The organism is Stecheria intestinalis, from assembly GCF_009696165.1.
Taxonomy (GTDB): domain Bacteria; phylum Bacillota_I; class Bacilli_A; order Erysipelotrichales; family Erysipelotrichaceae; genus Bulleidia; species Bulleidia intestinalis.
In genome coordinates, this window is record NZ_VUMN01000010.1 from 1 (window position 1) to 17,691 (window position 17,691).

General features: G+C 46.1%; 20 protein-coding genes. 10 read left to right on the forward strand and 10 right to left on the reverse strand.

Going from position 1 to position 17,691, the window contains the following annotated elements:
* Window positions 1-213: 213 nt before the first annotated feature.
* The 3 genes from FYJ51_RS05460 to FYJ51_RS05470 all read right to left on the reverse strand — a co-directional run bounded on the left by FYJ51_RS05460 (window position 214) and on the right by FYJ51_RS05470 (window position 5,101).
* A complete protein-coding gene (locus FYJ51_RS05460) occupies window positions 214-1,338 on the reverse strand; it encodes a hypothetical protein (protein ID WP_154504054.1) in 1,125 nt (374 codons plus the stop codon).
* Window positions 1,339-2,034: 696 nt separating this feature from the next.
* On the reverse strand, window positions 2,035-3,123 hold the full coding sequence (locus FYJ51_RS05465) for a helix-turn-helix domain-containing protein (RefSeq protein WP_154504055.1): 1,089 nt from the start codon (window positions 3,121-3,123) through the stop codon (window positions 2,035-2,037).
* A gap of 67 nt (window positions 3,124-3,190) precedes the next feature.
* On the reverse strand, window positions 3,191-5,101 hold the full coding sequence (locus tag FYJ51_RS05470; RefSeq protein WP_154504056.1) for an FAD-dependent oxidoreductase: 1,911 nt from the start codon (window positions 5,099-5,101) through the stop codon (window positions 3,191-3,193).
* A gap of 275 nt (window positions 5,102-5,376) precedes the next feature.
* Here FYJ51_RS05470 and FYJ51_RS05475 point away from each other — a divergent pair, with 275 nt between their 5' ends.
* Both FYJ51_RS05475 and FYJ51_RS05480 read left to right on the forward strand, forming a co-directional pair.
* A complete protein-coding gene (locus tag FYJ51_RS05475; RefSeq protein ID WP_154504057.1) occupies window positions 5,377-5,877 on the forward strand; it encodes a COG2426 family protein in 501 nt (166 codons plus the stop codon).
* A gap of 15 nt (window positions 5,878-5,892) precedes the next feature.
* Window positions 5,893-6,225 (forward strand): PTS sugar transporter subunit IIB, encoded by a 333-nt coding sequence (locus tag FYJ51_RS05480; RefSeq protein ID WP_105303160.1) that lies wholly within the window; start codon window positions 5,893-5,895, stop codon window positions 6,223-6,225.
* Here the strand turns inward: FYJ51_RS05480 and FYJ51_RS05485 are convergent.
* Window positions 6,203-6,877 (reverse strand): HAD family hydrolase, encoded by a 675-nt coding sequence (locus FYJ51_RS05485; RefSeq protein ID WP_154504058.1) that lies wholly within the window; start codon window positions 6,875-6,877, stop codon window positions 6,203-6,205. The genes FYJ51_RS05480 and FYJ51_RS05485 overlap by 23 nt on opposite strands.
* Window positions 6,878-6,938: 61 nt before the next feature.
* Between FYJ51_RS05485 and ispD the strand changes: the two genes are divergently transcribed.
* Entirely contained in the window at window positions 6,939-7,580 is a 642-nt protein-coding gene (gene ispD / locus FYJ51_RS05490) for a 2-C-methyl-D-erythritol 4-phosphate cytidylyltransferase (RefSeq protein WP_105304870.1), read from the forward strand.
* Here the strand turns inward: ispD and FYJ51_RS05495 are convergent, their stop codons facing one another.
* The 4 genes from FYJ51_RS05495 to FYJ51_RS05505 form a co-directional block, all read right to left on the reverse strand.
* Window positions 7,581-8,189 (reverse strand): ComF family protein, encoded by a 609-nt coding sequence (locus tag FYJ51_RS05495; RefSeq protein ID WP_154504059.1) that lies wholly within the window; start codon window positions 8,187-8,189, stop codon window positions 7,581-7,583.
* Entirely contained in the window at window positions 8,177-8,701 is a 525-nt protein-coding gene (locus FYJ51_RS05500; RefSeq protein WP_154504060.1) for a helicase-related protein, read from the reverse strand. The genes FYJ51_RS05495 and FYJ51_RS05500 overlap by 13 nt, the downstream gene beginning before the upstream one ends.
* Window positions 8,702-8,978: 277 nt before the next feature.
* Entirely contained in the window at window positions 8,979-9,107 is a 129-nt protein-coding gene (locus tag FYJ51_RS13805; protein ID WP_268892637.1) for a hypothetical protein, read from the reverse strand.
* 459 nt (window positions 9,108-9,566) lie between these two features.
* A complete protein-coding gene (locus FYJ51_RS05505) occupies window positions 9,567-10,052 on the reverse strand; it encodes a helix-turn-helix domain-containing protein (protein ID WP_328597266.1) in 486 nt (161 codons plus the stop codon).
* Between the two features lie 286 nt (window positions 10,053-10,338).
* On the opposite strand from FYJ51_RS05505, the gene FYJ51_RS05510 reads away from it, so the two are divergent.
* The 7 genes from FYJ51_RS05510 (at window position 10,339) to FYJ51_RS05540 (ending at window position 16,524) form a co-directional block, all read left to right on the forward strand.
* Window positions 10,339-12,171: a BglG family transcription antiterminator gene (locus FYJ51_RS05510; protein ID WP_154504061.1), complete on the forward strand. Its 1,833-nt coding sequence runs from the start codon at window positions 10,339-10,341 to the stop codon at window positions 12,169-12,171.
* Window positions 12,161-12,625: a PTS sugar transporter subunit IIA gene (locus FYJ51_RS05515; RefSeq protein WP_154504062.1), complete on the forward strand. Its 465-nt coding sequence runs from the start codon at window positions 12,161-12,163 to the stop codon at window positions 12,623-12,625. The genes FYJ51_RS05510 and FYJ51_RS05515 overlap by 11 nt, the downstream gene beginning before the upstream one ends.
* A complete protein-coding gene (locus tag FYJ51_RS05520) occupies window positions 12,612-12,890 on the forward strand; it encodes a PTS sugar transporter subunit IIB (protein ID WP_154504063.1) in 279 nt (92 codons plus the stop codon). Before FYJ51_RS05515 ends, FYJ51_RS05520 begins: the two co-directional genes overlap by 14 nt.
* Before the next feature lie 22 nt (window positions 12,891-12,912).
* Window positions 12,913-14,187, forward strand: coding sequence for a PTS ascorbate transporter subunit IIC (locus FYJ51_RS05525; RefSeq protein WP_154504065.1), 1,275 nt, complete (start codon window positions 12,913-12,915; stop codon window positions 14,185-14,187).
* Between the two features lie 16 nt (window positions 14,188-14,203).
* Entirely contained in the window at window positions 14,204-15,124 is a 921-nt protein-coding gene (locus FYJ51_RS05530; protein WP_154504067.1) for a phosphotriesterase family protein, read from the forward strand.
* The gene (locus FYJ51_RS05535) at window positions 15,121-15,843 is read left to right on the forward strand and encodes a creatininase family protein (protein WP_154504069.1); all 723 of its coding nucleotides are present in this window, start codon (window positions 15,121-15,123) and stop codon (window positions 15,841-15,843) included. The genes FYJ51_RS05530 and FYJ51_RS05535 overlap by 4 nt, the downstream gene beginning before the upstream one ends.
* A gap of 60 nt (window positions 15,844-15,903) precedes the next feature.
* Window positions 15,904-16,524, forward strand: a complete 621-nt coding sequence (locus FYJ51_RS05540; protein ID WP_205946205.1) for a bifunctional 4-hydroxy-2-oxoglutarate aldolase/2-dehydro-3-deoxy-phosphogluconate aldolase — start codon at window positions 15,904-15,906, stop codon at window positions 16,522-16,524.
* 481 nt (window positions 16,525-17,005) lie between these two features.
* Here FYJ51_RS05540 and FYJ51_RS05545 read toward each other — a convergent pair whose 3' ends face one another.
* Together FYJ51_RS05545 and FYJ51_RS05550 are read right to left on the reverse strand one after the other, a co-directional pair.
* On the reverse strand, window positions 17,006-17,272 hold the full coding sequence (locus tag FYJ51_RS05545) for a helix-turn-helix domain-containing protein (protein ID WP_235897232.1): 267 nt from the start codon (window positions 17,270-17,272) through the stop codon (window positions 17,006-17,008).
* Window positions 17,273-17,319: 47 nt separating this feature from the next.
* Window positions 17,320-17,631 carry a hypothetical protein gene (locus tag FYJ51_RS05550; protein WP_154504075.1) on the reverse strand — a complete coding sequence of 104 codons (312 nt, stop codon included), beginning with the start codon at window positions 17,629-17,631 and terminating at the stop codon, window positions 17,320-17,322.
* Between the last annotated feature and the right edge of the window lie 60 nt (window positions 17,632-17,691).

A 17,691-nucleotide genomic window follows, 5' to 3' on the forward strand; every position in this document is an offset into this window, starting at 1 on the left:
ATCATTTCAGGCAGAAAATCCATAGAAAAGAGACCGGAATTACTTCAGAACCGGTCTCTCACTATTCCTTGTCACACACAGCTTGCGATAACTTCGTAAAACTTGCGTTCAGTTTTTCAATTCACCAAAATTTTCCGGAATTGTTGTTATTCACGGTCATCAAAGCAAGATGTTCTAGAGTGTCGAAAACAGGGTTAATCAATTTGACAAACATTAATTCAGACTGGGAGAAAAGAACAGGTCGTCCAGATGCGCATTCATGTAGGAAATAGTTTCCTGGTTGATGAAGGAAGACTGATTGAGGCGAAAGTAATAAGTGCGAGGCTCAGAGTCTTCGCTGCTGACTATTTCCAGATAATCTCCATCGCTGAGTTTCAGATAGGAATCTCCTTGACTGAAGGTAACATACACAACCGGTGTTCCGGCGCTTCCAAGCCAGACTCCGTCTGAATAGAAGGGAATATGTGAGATCCTCATGATATAATTCTCGATCTCTTCTTCATCAGAGATGATGTATTTCAGATAGCCGTTCATTAAAGAATATGCTGTCTCTATGGAATCTGGCTGAAAATGAAGCAGGTCCTGTAACGTTGTTTCCTTCTGATAGAAATTATCGGATGGAATTGCCATGAGCAGTCTGCCTGGATGCCAATTTGGTTCTGATCCGATAGGAGCCTCGCTTTTCTCATAATAGGCAGTTACTTCCTGATACTCACTGCACCAGCTGATTTCATTGAGCTCTGCAGCTAGATCAATCGACTGATCCTTACACTGAAGATAGATTCCAGCTGCATTTTCCTGATCATTCTTGGTTATTGCAGTGAGAATTCCATTTGCCTTCGGAATTCCACTCTTTTCAAATTGAACTGCAAAGCTTTCGTATTTCTGAACTGCACTCTCACATGCTTCAATAATTGCCGCAGCAGAATCAGTCTGGTACAGTGAGGCCTCCTCATGATGATTGATTCTGAGATATCCTTCCGGAAATATAGCTACTTGATAATTGCCATTCCACTCAAACGAATAGCTTGCAGTTAATGAAACAGATGACCCGTTTTCAGCCGGCTGAAGGTCTGCTTCTTTCAGAATCGCTCTGGTATTGCTGAGGAGTTCATCCCAGTTCTGATTGATCTCATTAATGTAAGGCTTGAAATCTTCAGAAAAATCAGAATCATTCTTATGAAGTGGAGACGAGAAATCCATTGATTTCAATGACTGAATCAAGACTATGTCATCAGAACCGGCTTTCAGAAATGATGAAATCACCGGGTCCTGCTTTTTTGCAGTGCATCCTGAAAGCACTACTGCAGAAACCAGAAGAGCATCCAGTCTTTTCACTCCAGCAAACCTGTTTTTCATGTTAATAACCTACAGTAAGAATGTAATATCCATATAAATACTGATTGGACCAGGCCATCGTTTTGGTTACGCCCGATCCTGATCCATTGTGACATTTTTTAATGTTTCTAATATGTTACTTGTACTGATGTTTTAATTGAAATAGTAACAATAAGCAGAAAGGAAAAGCAATAATCTAATCGCGTATCATTCAAATATGACTGAATCTATTAGAAAAATGGAAAAGTGATCATGAAAAGACTCATAGCCTTTAAAATTCATAGGCTATGACAACAAACAATCTCCATTCTTATATCTAGCTAAGTTCATATTTATACTTATTGCTCACTTAAAGAAAAATGATTATTCAAGACTTACTGATTGGTCATTTATACTATAACAAAAAAAGCCGTATTTGCGTAAAGTGGTCCTGCTGCAGGGACCACTTTAATTTAGCCAATTTCAGCCTATTTTTGAGGGAGAATAAAAACAAAGCCCATTGTTACAGGCTTTGCTGAGGGTTTGATTCGATTGATCACTTATTCAGATCGGCTGTGAATTGCAACCCGGAATTTCAAGTACCCATGAAACGTGAAGAAAGCATTGATAAAATTGTTTTCTCTATTGCTGCATATTCTGCAGATTCTGACGCGAAGAGAGAGAACAGGAGGCAGAAAAATCATCGGAAAATTCTGCTCATGAGTTCAGATATTCGGCAGCGATACAGGACAGAAAGATCTCTGTGCGTTCAGTTTCCAGATCGATCTCAAACAGGTTCTTCAGCTGATCCAGGCGGTAGCGCACCGTGTTCAGATGGACGCCGAGTTCTTCAGAAACAGCCTGCTTGTTTTCGCCATGGCGGAGATAGGAACACAAAGTATCAAAATAGTGTGTCTGATAGCTGAGATCATAGTTCATGCATGCCCGGACTTTGGGCGAGATCAGGCTTTCGGGATCAGCCGTCTGACTCAGAAGATAAAGATCATAGTCTTTCAGCACAATCTGGTTTCCGTGGCGTGAGGCATATAAGGCCTGCATTCCGTACGATCTGATCTTCCGGAGATCTTCAAAGGGGAAAGATTTCCCGAGCCCTGGAAGCTGATTCTGGATCTGGCCGATTGGATGCTGGGCAGAAGAGAGCACATATAAGGCACTTTGGGTCACGATCGGAAGCGTCCATGCATCAATCTCGCGGATGCTCGAACTGTAGGCAAACAAGCGGCCGCGGTTTTCTGCAGAGATGCAGAAAATCTGAAACGGAGGCTCTAGTCCTGGTGCTTCGCTTTCCAGGAATTCTGCAAATGATTCCGGATCCTCTCCGCGTAACAGGGAGGCAAAGGCCTGCTGGTACATGTCATGGTTCGTGTCATGCTGCGTGGTTCTGAGATAGGTGGCAGCACCCTGGATCGTGAGGCGGATGGATGCTTCATCCATCTCATGCTGAGGAAAGAACGTCACTCTTCCGACCGGATTATTCCTGACAAGGATATCCATGATCATGACATCCCGGTTCAGAAAATCATCTCTGAACCGATAGGGCTCCAGGTGTGTCTCATCAGAGAATACCTGGAATTTCTCCCATCTCTTCACGGATTCCATCAGCGTCGTATCCCTAAGATACTGATTGCTGAGGGAAGTGGCGTCCGGCTTATGCGAGATGGCAGAGAGATGGAATCCCTCGTCCATGATCCAGTAGGGGCAGTCGAGCACCCGGGCGGTTTCATCTACGTATTCCTGCAGCGTTCCGCATTGCAGAAGGATCTTGAGCAGCTGTTCCTGATTCATAGTTCCATTGTATAAGAAAAGATCAGGAGAACGCCTCCTGATCTTGATGGAAATTGGTGATTTCTGTTCAGTTTGCAGCGTATTCTGCAGCAGATAATCCGCAGATTCTTCCGCCGGTCAGAGCTGTCATCATCGTGACGCCTTCGACCAGAGGATAGGAGTTGTTGTAGATTTCCGCGACATCGTTGCCTGCAGCATACAGTCCGCCGATGACTGTTCCGTCTTCCTTGATGACCTGCAGGTTGGAATTGACGAGGACACCGCCGATGCCGCCGAGGGATACCGGTCTTGCCTTGACGGCATATAAGGTTCCATCTCCTAATGCGGTCAGATACTTGCTGTCCTTGCCGTAAACTTCATCAACGCCTTCTGCGCAGTATTCATCATACTGAGCCAGGGTCTGCTTCAGCGTATCCGGATCAACGCCCATATTCTGAGCAAGCTCTTCGGCATTAGAACCCTTGAAAACGATTCCTTTATCGACACCGTCTTCGAGAGCTGCCTTGAAGTCGGTCCATGGTTCATCCACTGAGAACATCGGGATCGTCGGTTCATAGGCAACTGCAGTATCCACTCCAAGGGCCTGGGATCCGCCGTCTGCGACTGCATCTACCATATCTTCAGACATGATCGAGAAGAAGTATTCTCCCTGGGTAGCAGCAGCGTTGGAGCATAATGCGGTGTCATAGTTCAGATCTTCCGGGCAGAATCTGGAACCTCTGCGGTTGACCCATACAGAGGAGGCCAGATAGATTGCTTTGGCAATTTCGTCTTTGCCCTGGCCGGTCTGAATACCGGAATAGGAGGTGACGCCATGATACTGCTGAATGGTCTTGCCGACGCCGGCGCCGATTGCCTGGGACATCGTAGCACCATCGCCAGTCTGGGTTCCGGTCGTGAAGGTCTCTAACGGGAATCCGACTTTTTCTTCGACCATCTCGCTGTTAGCACCGAATCCGCCAGTGCCGAGCACGACAGCATCGCATTTGATTTCGTAAGTCGTTCCATCCTTGCCGACTGCGGTGACACCGGTGATCTTGTCATTTTCTGCGTGGAGTTCCGTTGCCGGGGTTTCCAGATACAGCTCACCGCCAGCGTCTTCGAATTTCTGAACCAGGGTCTCATAATAGCCGAGCTTGTTGTCCTGGTCTGCATAGATGTGATAGGTCTGGAATCCATCTGCGTGAGCAGCCTGTTCTGTTCCCATGAAGGTGAACTCCATGCCGTTTTCTTCGAGCCAGTCAATGGTTTCTCCGGACTTGGATGCGATGTTGTAGAACAGCTGTCCGTCATCCATCCATGCGTTATAGCTCTGCCAGTAGTCCAGAACATCATTGACCGTGAAGGTTCCGGCAACGCCGGCATCCTTCTGATCCTGGGAATCAATGCCCATCGGGCCTCCGGCAATGATGGAGACACCGCCGACGGTAGCTGCCTTTTCAAGCAGGATGACCTTGGCACCGCTCTGCTGCGCTGCGAGGGCTGCGGAAACACCTGTTCCGCCAGCACCTACGACAACGACATCTGCTTCCAGATTCACGGTTTCTGCAGAAGCAGAGGAAGTGCTCTCAACTGCTGCCATGGAGTCCGGATCGCCTCCGGCTTCAGTGATTGCGTTGGAAACAGCGAGTTTGATGGCATCGGAAGTGACGGTAGCGCCAGTCACGCCGTCCACGTTCACGCTGTTTGCGGCGACGATCGCTGCCGGTACATCTGTGAGGGCTGCGCCGGCGACTTCCTTGGTCTCCTGCTGGTCAGTCACGACGACATTTGTGATTTTTCCGCCTTCGATCGTGGTTTCCACGGTGATGTCGGCATTTCTTCCCTGAACCGTTTCGGAATAGGTGCCGTCCTTCATTCCGGAGGTTTCCGCCGAAGCGGCTGCGGAAGCAGCTGCAGCTGTTCCGGAAGAACAGCCGGTGAGGGCCATCATGCCTGCCAGGCAGACAGCGGTCATTCTGAGTACGTTTCTCTTCATTTTCTTTTCTCCCCTGTAACATTGAGAATGCTATCACAATCATTAACGGAAGCGTTTGTAGGAAACATACAAATGAATCCGGGAATTTCTGTGAATGATTACACATATTCATTTTCTTCTGCACAAGCAGAACCCGAGGGGAGATGGAAAAACAGACGATCTGAAAACCGCATGATCATGCCTTCTTCTGAGAATCAGGCCGGAGGAAATGTTGTTTGAAAACGCTAAATATGCTATCTTGTTCTGCGCAGAGAAAAAAATAGGAGAAAAGATTCATGGAGTCATTTCTGAACTGGTATCTAGCAACCTGGCTCGGACAGCATGTAAGTCCGGAAGTATCGGTTTTCCTGGTAAGCCTGCTTCCGTTAATTGAAGAGCGCGGCGGTCTCGTGCTGGCAAGCATGCTGAAAATTCCGCTGAAGCGGGCACTATTGCCTTGCGTGATCGGAAATATTCTGCCGATTCCGTTTATTCTGTTCTTTATCAAGAAACTGCTTCACTGGATGTCCAGCCATAAGATGGGAAGACTTGCGGCATGGATCGAGAACAAGGCGGAAAAGAACAGACCGAAGATCGAGAAGTACGGATTCTGGGGATTGGCGCTGTTTGTCGGCATTCCTCTTCCGGGGACGGGTGCCTGGACGGGAAGCCTGGTTGCGGCGGTATTTGATATGGATCTGAAGAAAGCAAGTATTTCCATTCTGATCGGCGTTGCGCTTGCGGCGGTGATCATGAGTATTTTCTCTTATGGATTGCTTGGGACAGTGATTTCCTGAGAAGGAGAGAGGATCATGAAGAACATCATACTGCTCTGTACTTCCGGAATGAGTACCAGTCTCCTGGTAACGAAAATGCGTGCCGAAGCACGCGTCCAGAAATACGATTGTTCGGTCAGCTGCTATCCGGAAATTGTCATCGATGATCAATTCCGGGATGCGGATTTAATTCTGCTCGGACCGCAGATCCGCTATCAGCTGAAGCGTTTAAGGGAGAAATACCCGGATACCCAGTTTGAGATGATTCCATCAAAAATCTACAGCGATGTTGATGGTGCCGCGCTTCTGAACTATGCCAGGGAGAAGATGAACGAACCGGAAGAAGTCAGCCAAGCAGTATCGGCATGATATCCGGCAGGATTTCCGTGAAGTCATCGATGACTCTCAGAATTTTCGGATAAGAAGGATAGACGGATTCAAGATTCTTCATCCGCATGACAATGAGGCCTGCTTCGCTTAATGCGGAAGCGGAGCGGATGCCTGATAATGCGTCTTCAAAGATCAGCAGGCGGGTGCCGGCATGCATACGGCGTCCGCTTTCTTCATACATGGCGATCTTGTTCTCATAGGAACCATCGTCATAGACAATCAGATCCGGATCGATCCACTGATCCAGATGGAAGGTTTCCCGGTAGAAGCGGATATTGCTGGCAATGGAAGCGGAACAGAGGTTGAAGAGAATCTGATGCGCTTTCAGAATCCCGAACAATTCTTCTGCCCCGGTTACCAGATGAGGACCGCCAGGCGTGCTGGCAAAGGCTTCGCGGTAATAGGCTTCTTTCTTCTCAGACCAGAGGGCATAGAATTCATCAGACTGGCCTGGTTTCATGAGTTTCAGAATCTCCGCATTCGGCATGCCGCTGTAGCGGGTATCCATCAGTTCTCTTGAAACGNGTCCGTTTCCGAGTTCTTCGGAAATGCGGGACCAGGCTTCCACATGATAGGGTCCGTCTTTGACCAGGGTTCCATTGAAATCAAATGATACGGCTTCGTAGTTCATGTCTTCAGATTAGCATAATTTCAGCATGAACTTCGATATAATGAATCGGGAAGAGGAAGATATGAACTACAGTGCTCTCATTGTCGCGGCGGGCAGCGGGACCCGCATGAAGCTCGGATATAATAAAGCCTATTATCGTCTGGATGAACGGACGATTCTGGAACATACCATGGATATATTTCTTTCGGATCCGGATTGCTCAGAAGTTGTAATTGTGACGGATTCTGAGATGTTCCGGAAAGAAATTCCCGGCCGGATCCCGGGCCGGGTGGTGCTGGTCAGCGGAGGATCGAGCCGGGAGGAATCGGTTTCCAATGGATTGAATGCGGTGGCTTCAGAGGTGGTGTTTGTACATGACGGGGCAAGACCGTTTCTCAGCAAGGCATGCCTGGAAGCGATGAAGCAGACGATGGAGACGGAAGAGGCTGCCTGCCTGATGGTTCCCTGCAAGGATACGATCAAAGTCGTTGAAGGCGGCTACATTGTGAAGACGATTGAACGCAATACGATTAAAGCTGCGCAGACGCCCCAGGCTTTCAGGACAGAGTTGCTTGTGCATTGCATGGATCTTGCGAGAAAAGAAGGATATCAGGGAACCGATGACTGCTCGATTGTCGAGCACTTCTCTTCCGCAAAGATCAGGGTGGTGGAAGGAAGCTACGAGAACTTCAAGATCACGACGCCGGAGGATCTGAAGCGCTGATCAGAATTTCGTTTCCGGGACACGCGCGAAGACGAAGATGCGGATCATATGGTGCGTCTGATCCAGACAGGAAAGAGCTCCGCGCATGGTGCTGCCGGTGGTGAGCACATCATCTGCTAATAACAGCTTCTCCGGGAGCTTCATTCCTGGTTTCAGCACAATCGCATGACTCAGGTCCAAACGTTCGGTTCTGGACTTTTTCTTCTGATCGATCGGTCTGCATTTCAGAAATGGTTCCAGAATCGGCAGACCTGCCTCTTCCAGCATGCCGGGCAGATGCGAGAAGCCTCTTTGTTCCATCTTCTCCATCGTGCTTGGCATGCAGAGGATCGTGTAGCCTCGGTATTTCTTCTTCAGGTATTTCCGGTATGGATAGAGAAATACGGGTTTCAGAGCTTCATCACCGCATTCCTTGTACTGCAGAAGAGCATCGCGGAAGCCGCCCTGATAGTCCCACAGCGATTCTGCCAGGATCCCATCAAGACGGAAGTGTTTCTGGTTTTTCTTCCAGGTATTCCGGCAGCTGACGCAGAGCACATCATCATGATAGAAGAGTTCCTGGAGATTCTTTCCTTCCCCGATTTCGTTTCCGCACATCAGACAGCGCATGAATGATTTGCCTCCTCGATGGAATTGCGGCATGCCTCAGCAAGCCGGCTGCGATGCTTCAGAAGAAACAGGACATCGCCATCCGGATGATCAAAGGTTCTTCCTGCCCGTCCGGCCATCTGGACTAAGCCGGCTTCATCGAAGACCCCAGAGTCTGCCTGAACCACGCAGATATCGGCACCGGGAATCGTGACGCCTCGCTCGAGTACTGTCGTTGCAACGATGATGCCGGCTTTCTCTTTCCGGAAAGCATCGATGACTTGATCGCGGTCCGGGGTTTTGCTGGTGCATGTATAGCAGGAAAAGAAGAGATGCAGAAAGCGGGACAGCTGAGCAGCCATGCGGATTGTCGGAACAAATACCATCCGGGGATGATCGGAGTGCGAATGAAGCCAGCGGATCAGCAGAATGAGGCGGATCATCAGCGGAGCACAGATCAGTTCCGGCACTGGCAGGGGATGGCCATGCGGGCGCTGATTCAGCTTCAGACAGAGCAGAGTTCCATCTTTCACCCGCTGCTTCAGGACATCATCCGGCGTAGCAGTCAGAAAGATCGTATGCCCATTGCACGCACTTTCGGCCAGACCATGAAGGACCGGATTTCCCCTGTACGGTTATCTGTAGTTCGTTTTACCCCGTCAATAACGTCCATAACGTAGAGGGTTTTCTACCCCGTCAATAACGTAGAAAAGCGCCGTGCATCTCTTGCAAAAAATAAGAGATTATCCTTCCGACATTTCGATCGGCATAAGGAAAGAGAATAGTACTCGGGAAAGATTCCGTCCCGAGCTATTCTTCCATTGCAAGGAAATCTTCCAGTATTCGTGCAATCGAATGAATCATAGCGGAGAGCAGCATAATTCGATACGAACTCCAAACAGCATAAATCGCCAGCAATGCAATCAGAAACTTGGTCATGAGAGACCTCCCTTCACTTTTTACATAGCCAGTCAAACCGTAAGTTCCCTAAATAATTAGAAGAAAGTTTCGGCGGCACGAGTTATCTGCATTAGCAGAAAAGGTGCTGAAAGCTCGAGAAACGCTCATTTTCGAGGAAAGAGAAGTCAGATGAGTCAACTACAAAGGTCAGAGCTTCTGCGACTGTAAGACGGGTTCTACGCCACAAAAACAGCATCCTGCTGCATAGAAGGTTAGAAACACATAGGAGTCAGCACATTCCATCAATAGAGGACGGGAACACATGGTCCATCTTCTCTGCATTGAAAAATGGGAAAAGAGCACTCACCAATGACGGGAGGAGACACTTCCTGCATTGTTTTTTTGGGTCCAGAGGCGCCATCCTTGTCCGGTTCATCTGCGCTGCATGGCGCCTCCAGCTGCAACGGGACAGGGCTGTTCTGCATTGTCTTTCGGCATTTATAGGTTATCTATAGTTCGATTTACCCTGTCAATAATGTCAATAATCGAGAACTTTTTAGAAAATATGTCAACAATGGGAAATCGTCCTATGTCTGCGTCAATAGATAAGAAGAGTCGGGCTATCGTGATCCGGCTCTTTTCGTTAGTGCTATTGACAATTATTTGTGTGAAATGCTTGGACCGCGGAAGACTTTGAACAGCTTTGAATGGGCGGGACAGATTCCGTCCCGGATTTGACGAATCGGGGTAGTATTCCATGATGTCACTGGGCTGGCAGTTCAGAATAGCGCACAGCTTATTGATGGTTCTTGTGCTGACGAAACATCCGTGGTGCATTCTATACAACCGGGAGCGCGATATACCATAGCGCGTTGTAAGTAAATATTGGCTGATGCCTCGTGCCTTCAGCATAGCCCAGAGTTTTTCGTATGTGATCATCAGCATCATGATAGCGCTCCACGCGCAGAACTGAGTAGTTTCCATATTCGAAGTTTGTCATTGTGCCATGATCGGGACGGATTCCGTCCCGACTTTGATATTATCCTCTATGCTTCCTCGGCATTTATCGCATATTTTGAGATTGTTCTGTGAGCGACTAGCATCCCTAACGTAAATCGTTACAGGTTAACCACATGTTTTTCAATTTCGTTTCACTCCTAAGGTAATAAATCCCGCTGGTCTTTCGGTTTTCTGTCATGCTTTAAGCGACAAAACGTGAAGTTCAATTATAGGCTCTATGAATATCATATAAGTTAGAGGAGGGAAGCACATGGACAGCAAATATCTGGCATTGGTAAACCTCTTCCTTGATTCAGGAGAAAACGTTCTGAGTGCAGGGGATTTGGCAAAATCTTTAGGTGTCTCCGCCAGAACTGTTCTTCGGTATATTTCATATCTGAACTCTACTGACAAAAACGAATCCTTCCGGATTATTCCAATAAAATCCAGAGGATTCAGGCTTCAGATCATAGATCAGACAAATTTTTCAAATTTTCTTAAGGAATCCGCGCCAATTAGGTTACTTAGTCAGGAAAAATATGAAATGCTGTTTATGATCGGCCTTCTTGAGCCTACTATTCAGCAACTTGAAAAAAGAATGAATTACAGCGAGGCGTCAATCAGCCGCCTGGTAAACCAGTTGAATGAAGACCTTGGCAAACGTCACATCAAAGTCACACGTTTAAGTAACCATTATTATGTAACTGGAAATGAGATCCAGATACGCAATTTTCTGCAGTTTGTTTGGAGCACATTTTCGAAAAATTCTTCTTCAGTGCTTGATGTGTTGCAACAACAGTGGGAGCAATTCAGAAAAGTACTAAAAACGGAAGATCCTTCCATTGATAAGGAACTAGTGAGATACCTTTATATCTGCTGGATTCGAATAATTAATAAGCATTCCGTAGAACTGACTCCGCTTATTCACAGTATGTATGAATTACCTTCAATGGATGACCGGATGGTTCTTCGTCTCATTTCATACGAATCGGTTAATTCTGAAATTCAAATCACATCAGATGAGAGAATTCTGATGATGCTTGCGTTGCATAATCACCCATTAGAAGTTCAGTACAATGATCTTCTGAACACAATGGTCCCCATCATTACAGATATTCTCCGTCAGAATGATGAGAAGTACGGAACTGAATTTCAGAATGATGAATTGCTGATTAATTCCCTTGCCTGTCATATTTCGGGCAATATGACGAATTACATTCTTTCACTCAAAGCGGACAACACTCTTCTGGATCAGATCAGGCTGAATTACACTAGTGAACACATCTATGCGTTGGAATTGGCCAACAGCCTTTCGGAAGTGTTCGGGCTCCAGATCAGCGATGATGATATTGGTTATTTCACCCTGCATTTTGCTTCTAGTTCCGAAAGAAGGAAAAAAGAAAACGAAACCCCAGCTGTCATTCTTTATTCTAAGAGTTACAGTACCGCTCAGCTTCTGGAGTTCAAACTGAAAGCAGAATTCCCTTCACTGAAAATTCTTGGGCTGCGAAAAGCTGATGATATTGATTCCTTCGGCCATCTTCAGAAAATCGGGCTGCTGTTTGTTGCTGAGCCGGAGCTCAGAAACGACAATACCATCTTTGTTTCTCCATTCATCAATGAAGACGACAAGAAAAAAATCAGCAGATCAATCATAAAGCGAAATGGGCTGGCTCCCTTTCTAAAATTGTGCCATGATGAAAACTATTTCATTCTCTCTGGAAGCCAAAGCAAAGATAAAGTGCTGGATTATATGACCAGCAGGCTGATTGAAAATGGCTATCTAACAGGAAACGATGCAGAGAATATCCTGCAGAGGGAAAAACTGTCTTCTACCGAGATTGCCCTTAATACGGCTTTCCCGCATTGCCTGATTGACAACCCAAGTTTTCTGGCAATTACAATTCTGAAACAACCGGTGCTTTGGGACAAGAATTACGTTCGCCTGGTTCTATTGATGGGCATAAACAAGAATGAAGATTCAAACAGGGATGCAATCAAATATCTGTTTGACTCTCTGACATCAGAAAAGATCAGGATACTGCTGGAATCCGCTGACTATAAAGAATTCATCACAATAATAGGAGAAGAAGATGCTGTCTGATTATTTCACTGAAAATTCCGTAAACCTTGATGTTCCTGCAAACTCTCCGGAAGAAGCCATTGAATGTGCCGGCCGAATCCTTGTGAAGGAGCACAAGGTGGCCAAGCCATACGTTGAGTCAATGATTGAGAACTACCATAAACTCGGTTCATACATTGTAATTGCCCCGAATATTGCTATGCCTCATGCAGCACCTGGTGATTACGTGTATACCCCCTGCGTTTCATTTGTCAGATTATCGTCTCCGATTTGCTTTAACCATCCGACTAATGATCCTGTACGATTTGTGTTTGCTGTCGGAGCTCGCACTGGTCTTGCACATCTTTCAATGCTGAAAGATTTATCAAAATTTCTGATGAATTCGGAGAATATCGAAACATTATCCGAGATTCATTCAAACAGTGAATTCATCAGTCTGCTTAAGAAAGGAGGTAAGGAAAATGAAGGAGATTAGAGTGCTATCTGTCTGCGGAATGGGGTTTGGAACAAGTCTGATGACCTTAATGAATGTCCAGGAACTTGGTGAAAAACACCACGTCAATGTCACTGGTGAAGCTTGTGACCTTGGCTCTTATGCCGGCAGGCAATGCGATCTGATCGTAGCATCTTCAGAAATTGCAGCTCAAATTCATGATGTTGATGTTCCGGTTGTCGCAATCAGCAACATTCTCGACAAAGATGAACTCGAGAAGAAAATGCTTCCGTATTTTGAAAAGTAGATAATTTTGAAAGGGGATAATTATGGCAGTAATTAATGCGATCGTATCAGTTCTATCACAGCCTGCTGTGGTTCTAGCAATCGTAGCGGCTCTTGGCCTTATTTTATTGAAAAAGTCAGCCTCACAGGTAATTATTGGAACCATCAAAACACTGCTTGGATTCCTGATGCTAAACGCAGGATCAAGTATCATTTGCACTGCACTTACTTCATTCTCTAACGTATTTACAGAAGCCTTTCATCTTGCAGGCTTTGTTGCAGAAGATAATGCTCTTGCAGCGGCAGTTCAGAGTGTCCTTGGTTTTGAAACATCAATGATCATGGTTCTGGCTTTTGTCATCAACCTGCTGATTGCCCGCTTCTCAAAATGGAAGTATGTTTTTCTGACTGGTCATATGATGTTCTCATTTGCCGCAACCATGGCCATCGTACTTGATCAGATGGGGCTGAATGGCTGGCCGGCAATCATCATTGGTTCTCTGGTTCAGGGAGTTTCCCAGGTACTCTTCCCTGCCCTTGCTCAGCCGTTTATGAGACAGCTTACGGGAAAGAATGAAGTGGCATTCGGCTTCTGGGGATCTGGATTAGTCTGGGCTTGCGGATGGATCGGAGGCAAACTTGGCAATAAGGAAGAATCTGCCGAAGATATGAAAGTTTCTGATAAATGGTCCTTCCTCAAGGATATGTCCGTCCTGATGTCAATGGTCATGATTCTGGTATATCTCATCACCTTCCTGTATGCAGGCAGCGATGTAGTCTCCCAGTATTCCGGAGGTGTGAATTATATCCAGTATGCAATTGATCAGGCCCTGCAATTTGTTGTAGGTACGCTAGTTCTTCTTCAGGGTGTGCGTATGTTCCTTGGCGAACTCGTTCCTGCATTCAAAGGCATTTCAACAAAACTTATCCCAGGAGCAATTCCTGCACTCGACATTCCTATTCTCTACGCTTATGGTCCTGTCTCCACAACTATCGGGTTTGTTTTCTCATTACTCGGTGGCTTACTTGCAACAGCCCTCTCCACCAAGATGTCAGCAGTTATTCTGCCTTCTGTAATCGGTCTGTATTTCATGGGTGCTGGTGCTGGCGTATTCGGAAACAAATTAGGCGGGCGCAGAGGCGCAATGATTGCCGGCTTCCTTCTTGGTTTCCTGTTCTCAATTATTCCTGTCATCTTCTATAACTGGGTTGATCTGAGTGTTTATGGAATTCAGGGTCTCTGGTTTGCCTCTACGGATGCAATTCTTGTTCTTGTCATCATGCGCCTGGTCGGAATGCTGTTCGGAGCAGGTTTATAAGCGGAGGTAAAACGTAATGGAAGGAAAAGTCAGAACCGTATTAGGTGATATCGATCCCGAACAAGTAGGATTCACTTACCCTCATGAGCATCTCTACTGTGTTCCTCCCGCTAACCAGCCTGACAGGGATTTCGAGTTATCCAGTTATGACAAATCCCTGTATGAATTAAACGAATTCAAAGCCGTTGGCGGGCAGACCTTGGTGGAGGGAAGCACCATTGATTATGGGAGAAACCCGGAAGCTCTTCGCCGTATGTCGAAATCTACAGGAGTTAATGTTGTCGGGACTACAGGTTTCAACAAATACATGTACTATCCAGAATGGGTAAAAGAATATACCACTGAAGAACTGGCAGATTATATGATCCGTGATATTGAAGAAGGCTGCTATGGAACGGATATCAAAGCTGGTCAGATCAAAACCGGAGGCTCCTATAACGTTCTTCATCCGGATGAAGTGAAGGTTACCCATGCATGTGCATTGACACACCTTGCAACAGGAGCCCCTCTGTGGTGCCATACCGAGCAGGGAACTATGGCCATCGAAATTGCCGAAATCTACGAAAGCCATAATATTGATATGAGCCGCGTATGCATCGGGCATCTGGATCGTAACTGCGACCCGGAATATCTTCTGGAANTTGCTTCACATGGTTGTTATGTCGAATTCGATGGCTGTGGAAAAGTGAAGTATTACCCGGATTCCACCAGAATCGAATGTCTGAAAATACTGAAGAATCATGGATATGTCAATCGGATCATGATTTCCGGCGATATGGGAAGAGCATCATATCTAAAAGGATACGGCGGCGGTCCGGGATTCCGGTATATCAAGACCAAATTTATTCCTCGCATGATGAGAAATGGATTTACAAAGGATGACATTGATCAGATCTTTATTCGCAATCCAAAGAATTGGCTGACTTTCAGGAAATGACAAGCATATTTGCAAAAGAAAGTACTCGCTTTGAAATTAAAGAAAGGATCGAGAGTGGCGCTTATGCAATACTCCCTGTAGGAGCATGCGAGCAACACGGGCCTCACCTTCCTGTCGGGACGGATGTATTTCTAGCTGAATACGTCTCAGAGAAAATTGCAGAAAAGGTCAATGCCGTAATATTTCCTTCAGTCAACTTCGGATATTCCTGGGTCTGGAAGGATCTTCCGGGAACATTAACCCTTTCACAGGCCACGTTCAATCGTCTGATCGTTGAGCTTGTTGAATCTCTAATCGGGCAGGGATTCCGCAAAATTCTGATTGTGAATGGACATGATTCCAATTCGAAAGCTCTCCGTTATGCAACAAGAGATATTCACGACAAATATCCTGATATCCAAGTGCTTGTGATATTCTATCCGAACATGAATGTCCTCTATCCGAAATATATGGAAAGTGAGAAATGGTATGGAATGTTCCACGCCGAAGAATGGGAAACTTCATTGATGCTTTCAGCTCATGAAGAATTAGTTCATATGGACCGTGCTGTCCGTGAATATCCAGAAAAACCTGATCTTTATGGCTTGGATGCCTCTTCCCTTTCTGAAATTTCCAAATCAGGAATATACGGCGACGCAACAGTTGCTACAAAAGAAAAAGGCGACAGAATCATTGAGGAATTGATAAATTATGTCGTATCAATTCTGAAAAGAAACTGATATCGATCCAATGAGCGCACGCTTCTCAGCATGCGCTCATTCATTAGAAGGAGTATTTCAATGAAGAAAATTAATAAAATCACCTTGATTCTAAGAGGCTATTCCTTAGAAGAAGCAGTTCTCGTTGCAAAAGAAGTCTCACGTTTTCAGTGTTTTAATCTGGAAATCACTACAAATACTTCGGGTTGGGAGGACATCATTTCCGAACTGAAAAGGTTAGAATTTGCAAATGTGCCTGTCGGGGCTGGTACAGTGTTAGACGAAGGCCTTCTGAAGCGAGCAATAAATGCCGGGGCGGAATTTGCACTCTCTCCGATCATGATGACGGAACAGATGCTGAAAATCTGTAAGGAAAACGACCTTGCTTCAGTTCCTTCAGGGTTTTCACCAAGTGAAATATGGAAAATGGTTCAGGCGGGGGCTGATATCGTAAAAGTTTTTCCGGCAGCGAGATTATCGCCTAAATATATCTCGGACATTCAAGCACCATTAGGGAAAATCCCCCTCATGGTAGTAGGCGGAATTAATGTGCAGAACATTAATGATTATTTCGTGGCAGGTTCGAAATATGCAGGGATTGGATCAGGAATCTGTGATCGGAATAAACTTAAGCAAGGAAATTTAAACGATCTTCGCAAGAATTTATCAGCTCTTTCAGAAACAGCAAGTACCCGTCAGTGAATTTCCATCCGCTTTTTTCTATTATGAAATCAGGAAAAATCCAGTCCTGATTGAGTTGTAATGAGCATATGAATCTACAATGTTAAGGTCAGGATTACCTGGGTGTATTCCTGGCCTTTCCTGCGTATAGGTATATACCGGAAAGGCCTGGGTAAAAGTAAGGACGCCGTCTTTTTTGTGACCCCATGAATACGGCGCCTGCGAGCCGTTTCTGAGACTTTCTCGCGCGGAATGATAAATTGGACATTCAACAGCATAACGCGCCGGAATCCGCACGCTAGGCGGCAATTCTGCGCCGGATGCGCAAATGATAGATAATTTCGAATGTTTTATTGGAAATTAGCGAACTGCCTGCATATAGAAAAGTGAAAGGAGAAAGAATATGCAGAATATTGTTATCACGTTGCTCGCAATATATGCGGTTTGGAGTGCCAGGAGGATTGTCCTTCTTAGCGCAGCGCTCCACGCAGTTACACGCATGTTAGAGTATTTCCTTGCTGGAGAGATATAGTCGGGACGGATTCCGTCCCGGATTTGACGAATCTGGGTAGTATTCCATGATGTCACTTGGCTGGCAGTTCAGAATAGCGCACAGCCGGTTGATGGTCCTGGTGCTGATCCAGCATTCGTGATGTAAGCGGTAGATTTGGGAGCGCGGTAAGCCATAGCGCGTCGTCAGCGAGTACTGGCTGATGCGGCGCTCTTTCAGAAGCGCCCAGAGCTTGTCGTACGTAATCATCGCCATCATGATAAAAGCCACATGCGGAACTGAATAGTACCCATATGCGGAGTACCTTATTTCAGAGGCTCGCAGTCAAAACTTTTGACGACGGCACGTACGAGATCCTGCTGCTCAGTATTGGAATAATCTGAATAAATGAAGGTCAGATAAACGGCTTTGCCTTCCGTATTTGAATTAACAACGCACACTTCTCCGATTGTGTCGCCGTTCTTGAACAAAAGATCTCCAACTTCTTCGCCGTCAGCGTCTGTCAGCGTTCCGGTGTTAATTACCTCGCTACCGTCACCGCTGTAATCGTCATACAGATCCGACATGATGGGAGACCACGGGCGCAGATCTTCATATTCGCCGTTGCTATTTTCCACAAAAAATCGTCATTTGCACCAGGGTGGTAAATTCCCGTCAGTCTTCTGGAAATAGACTAT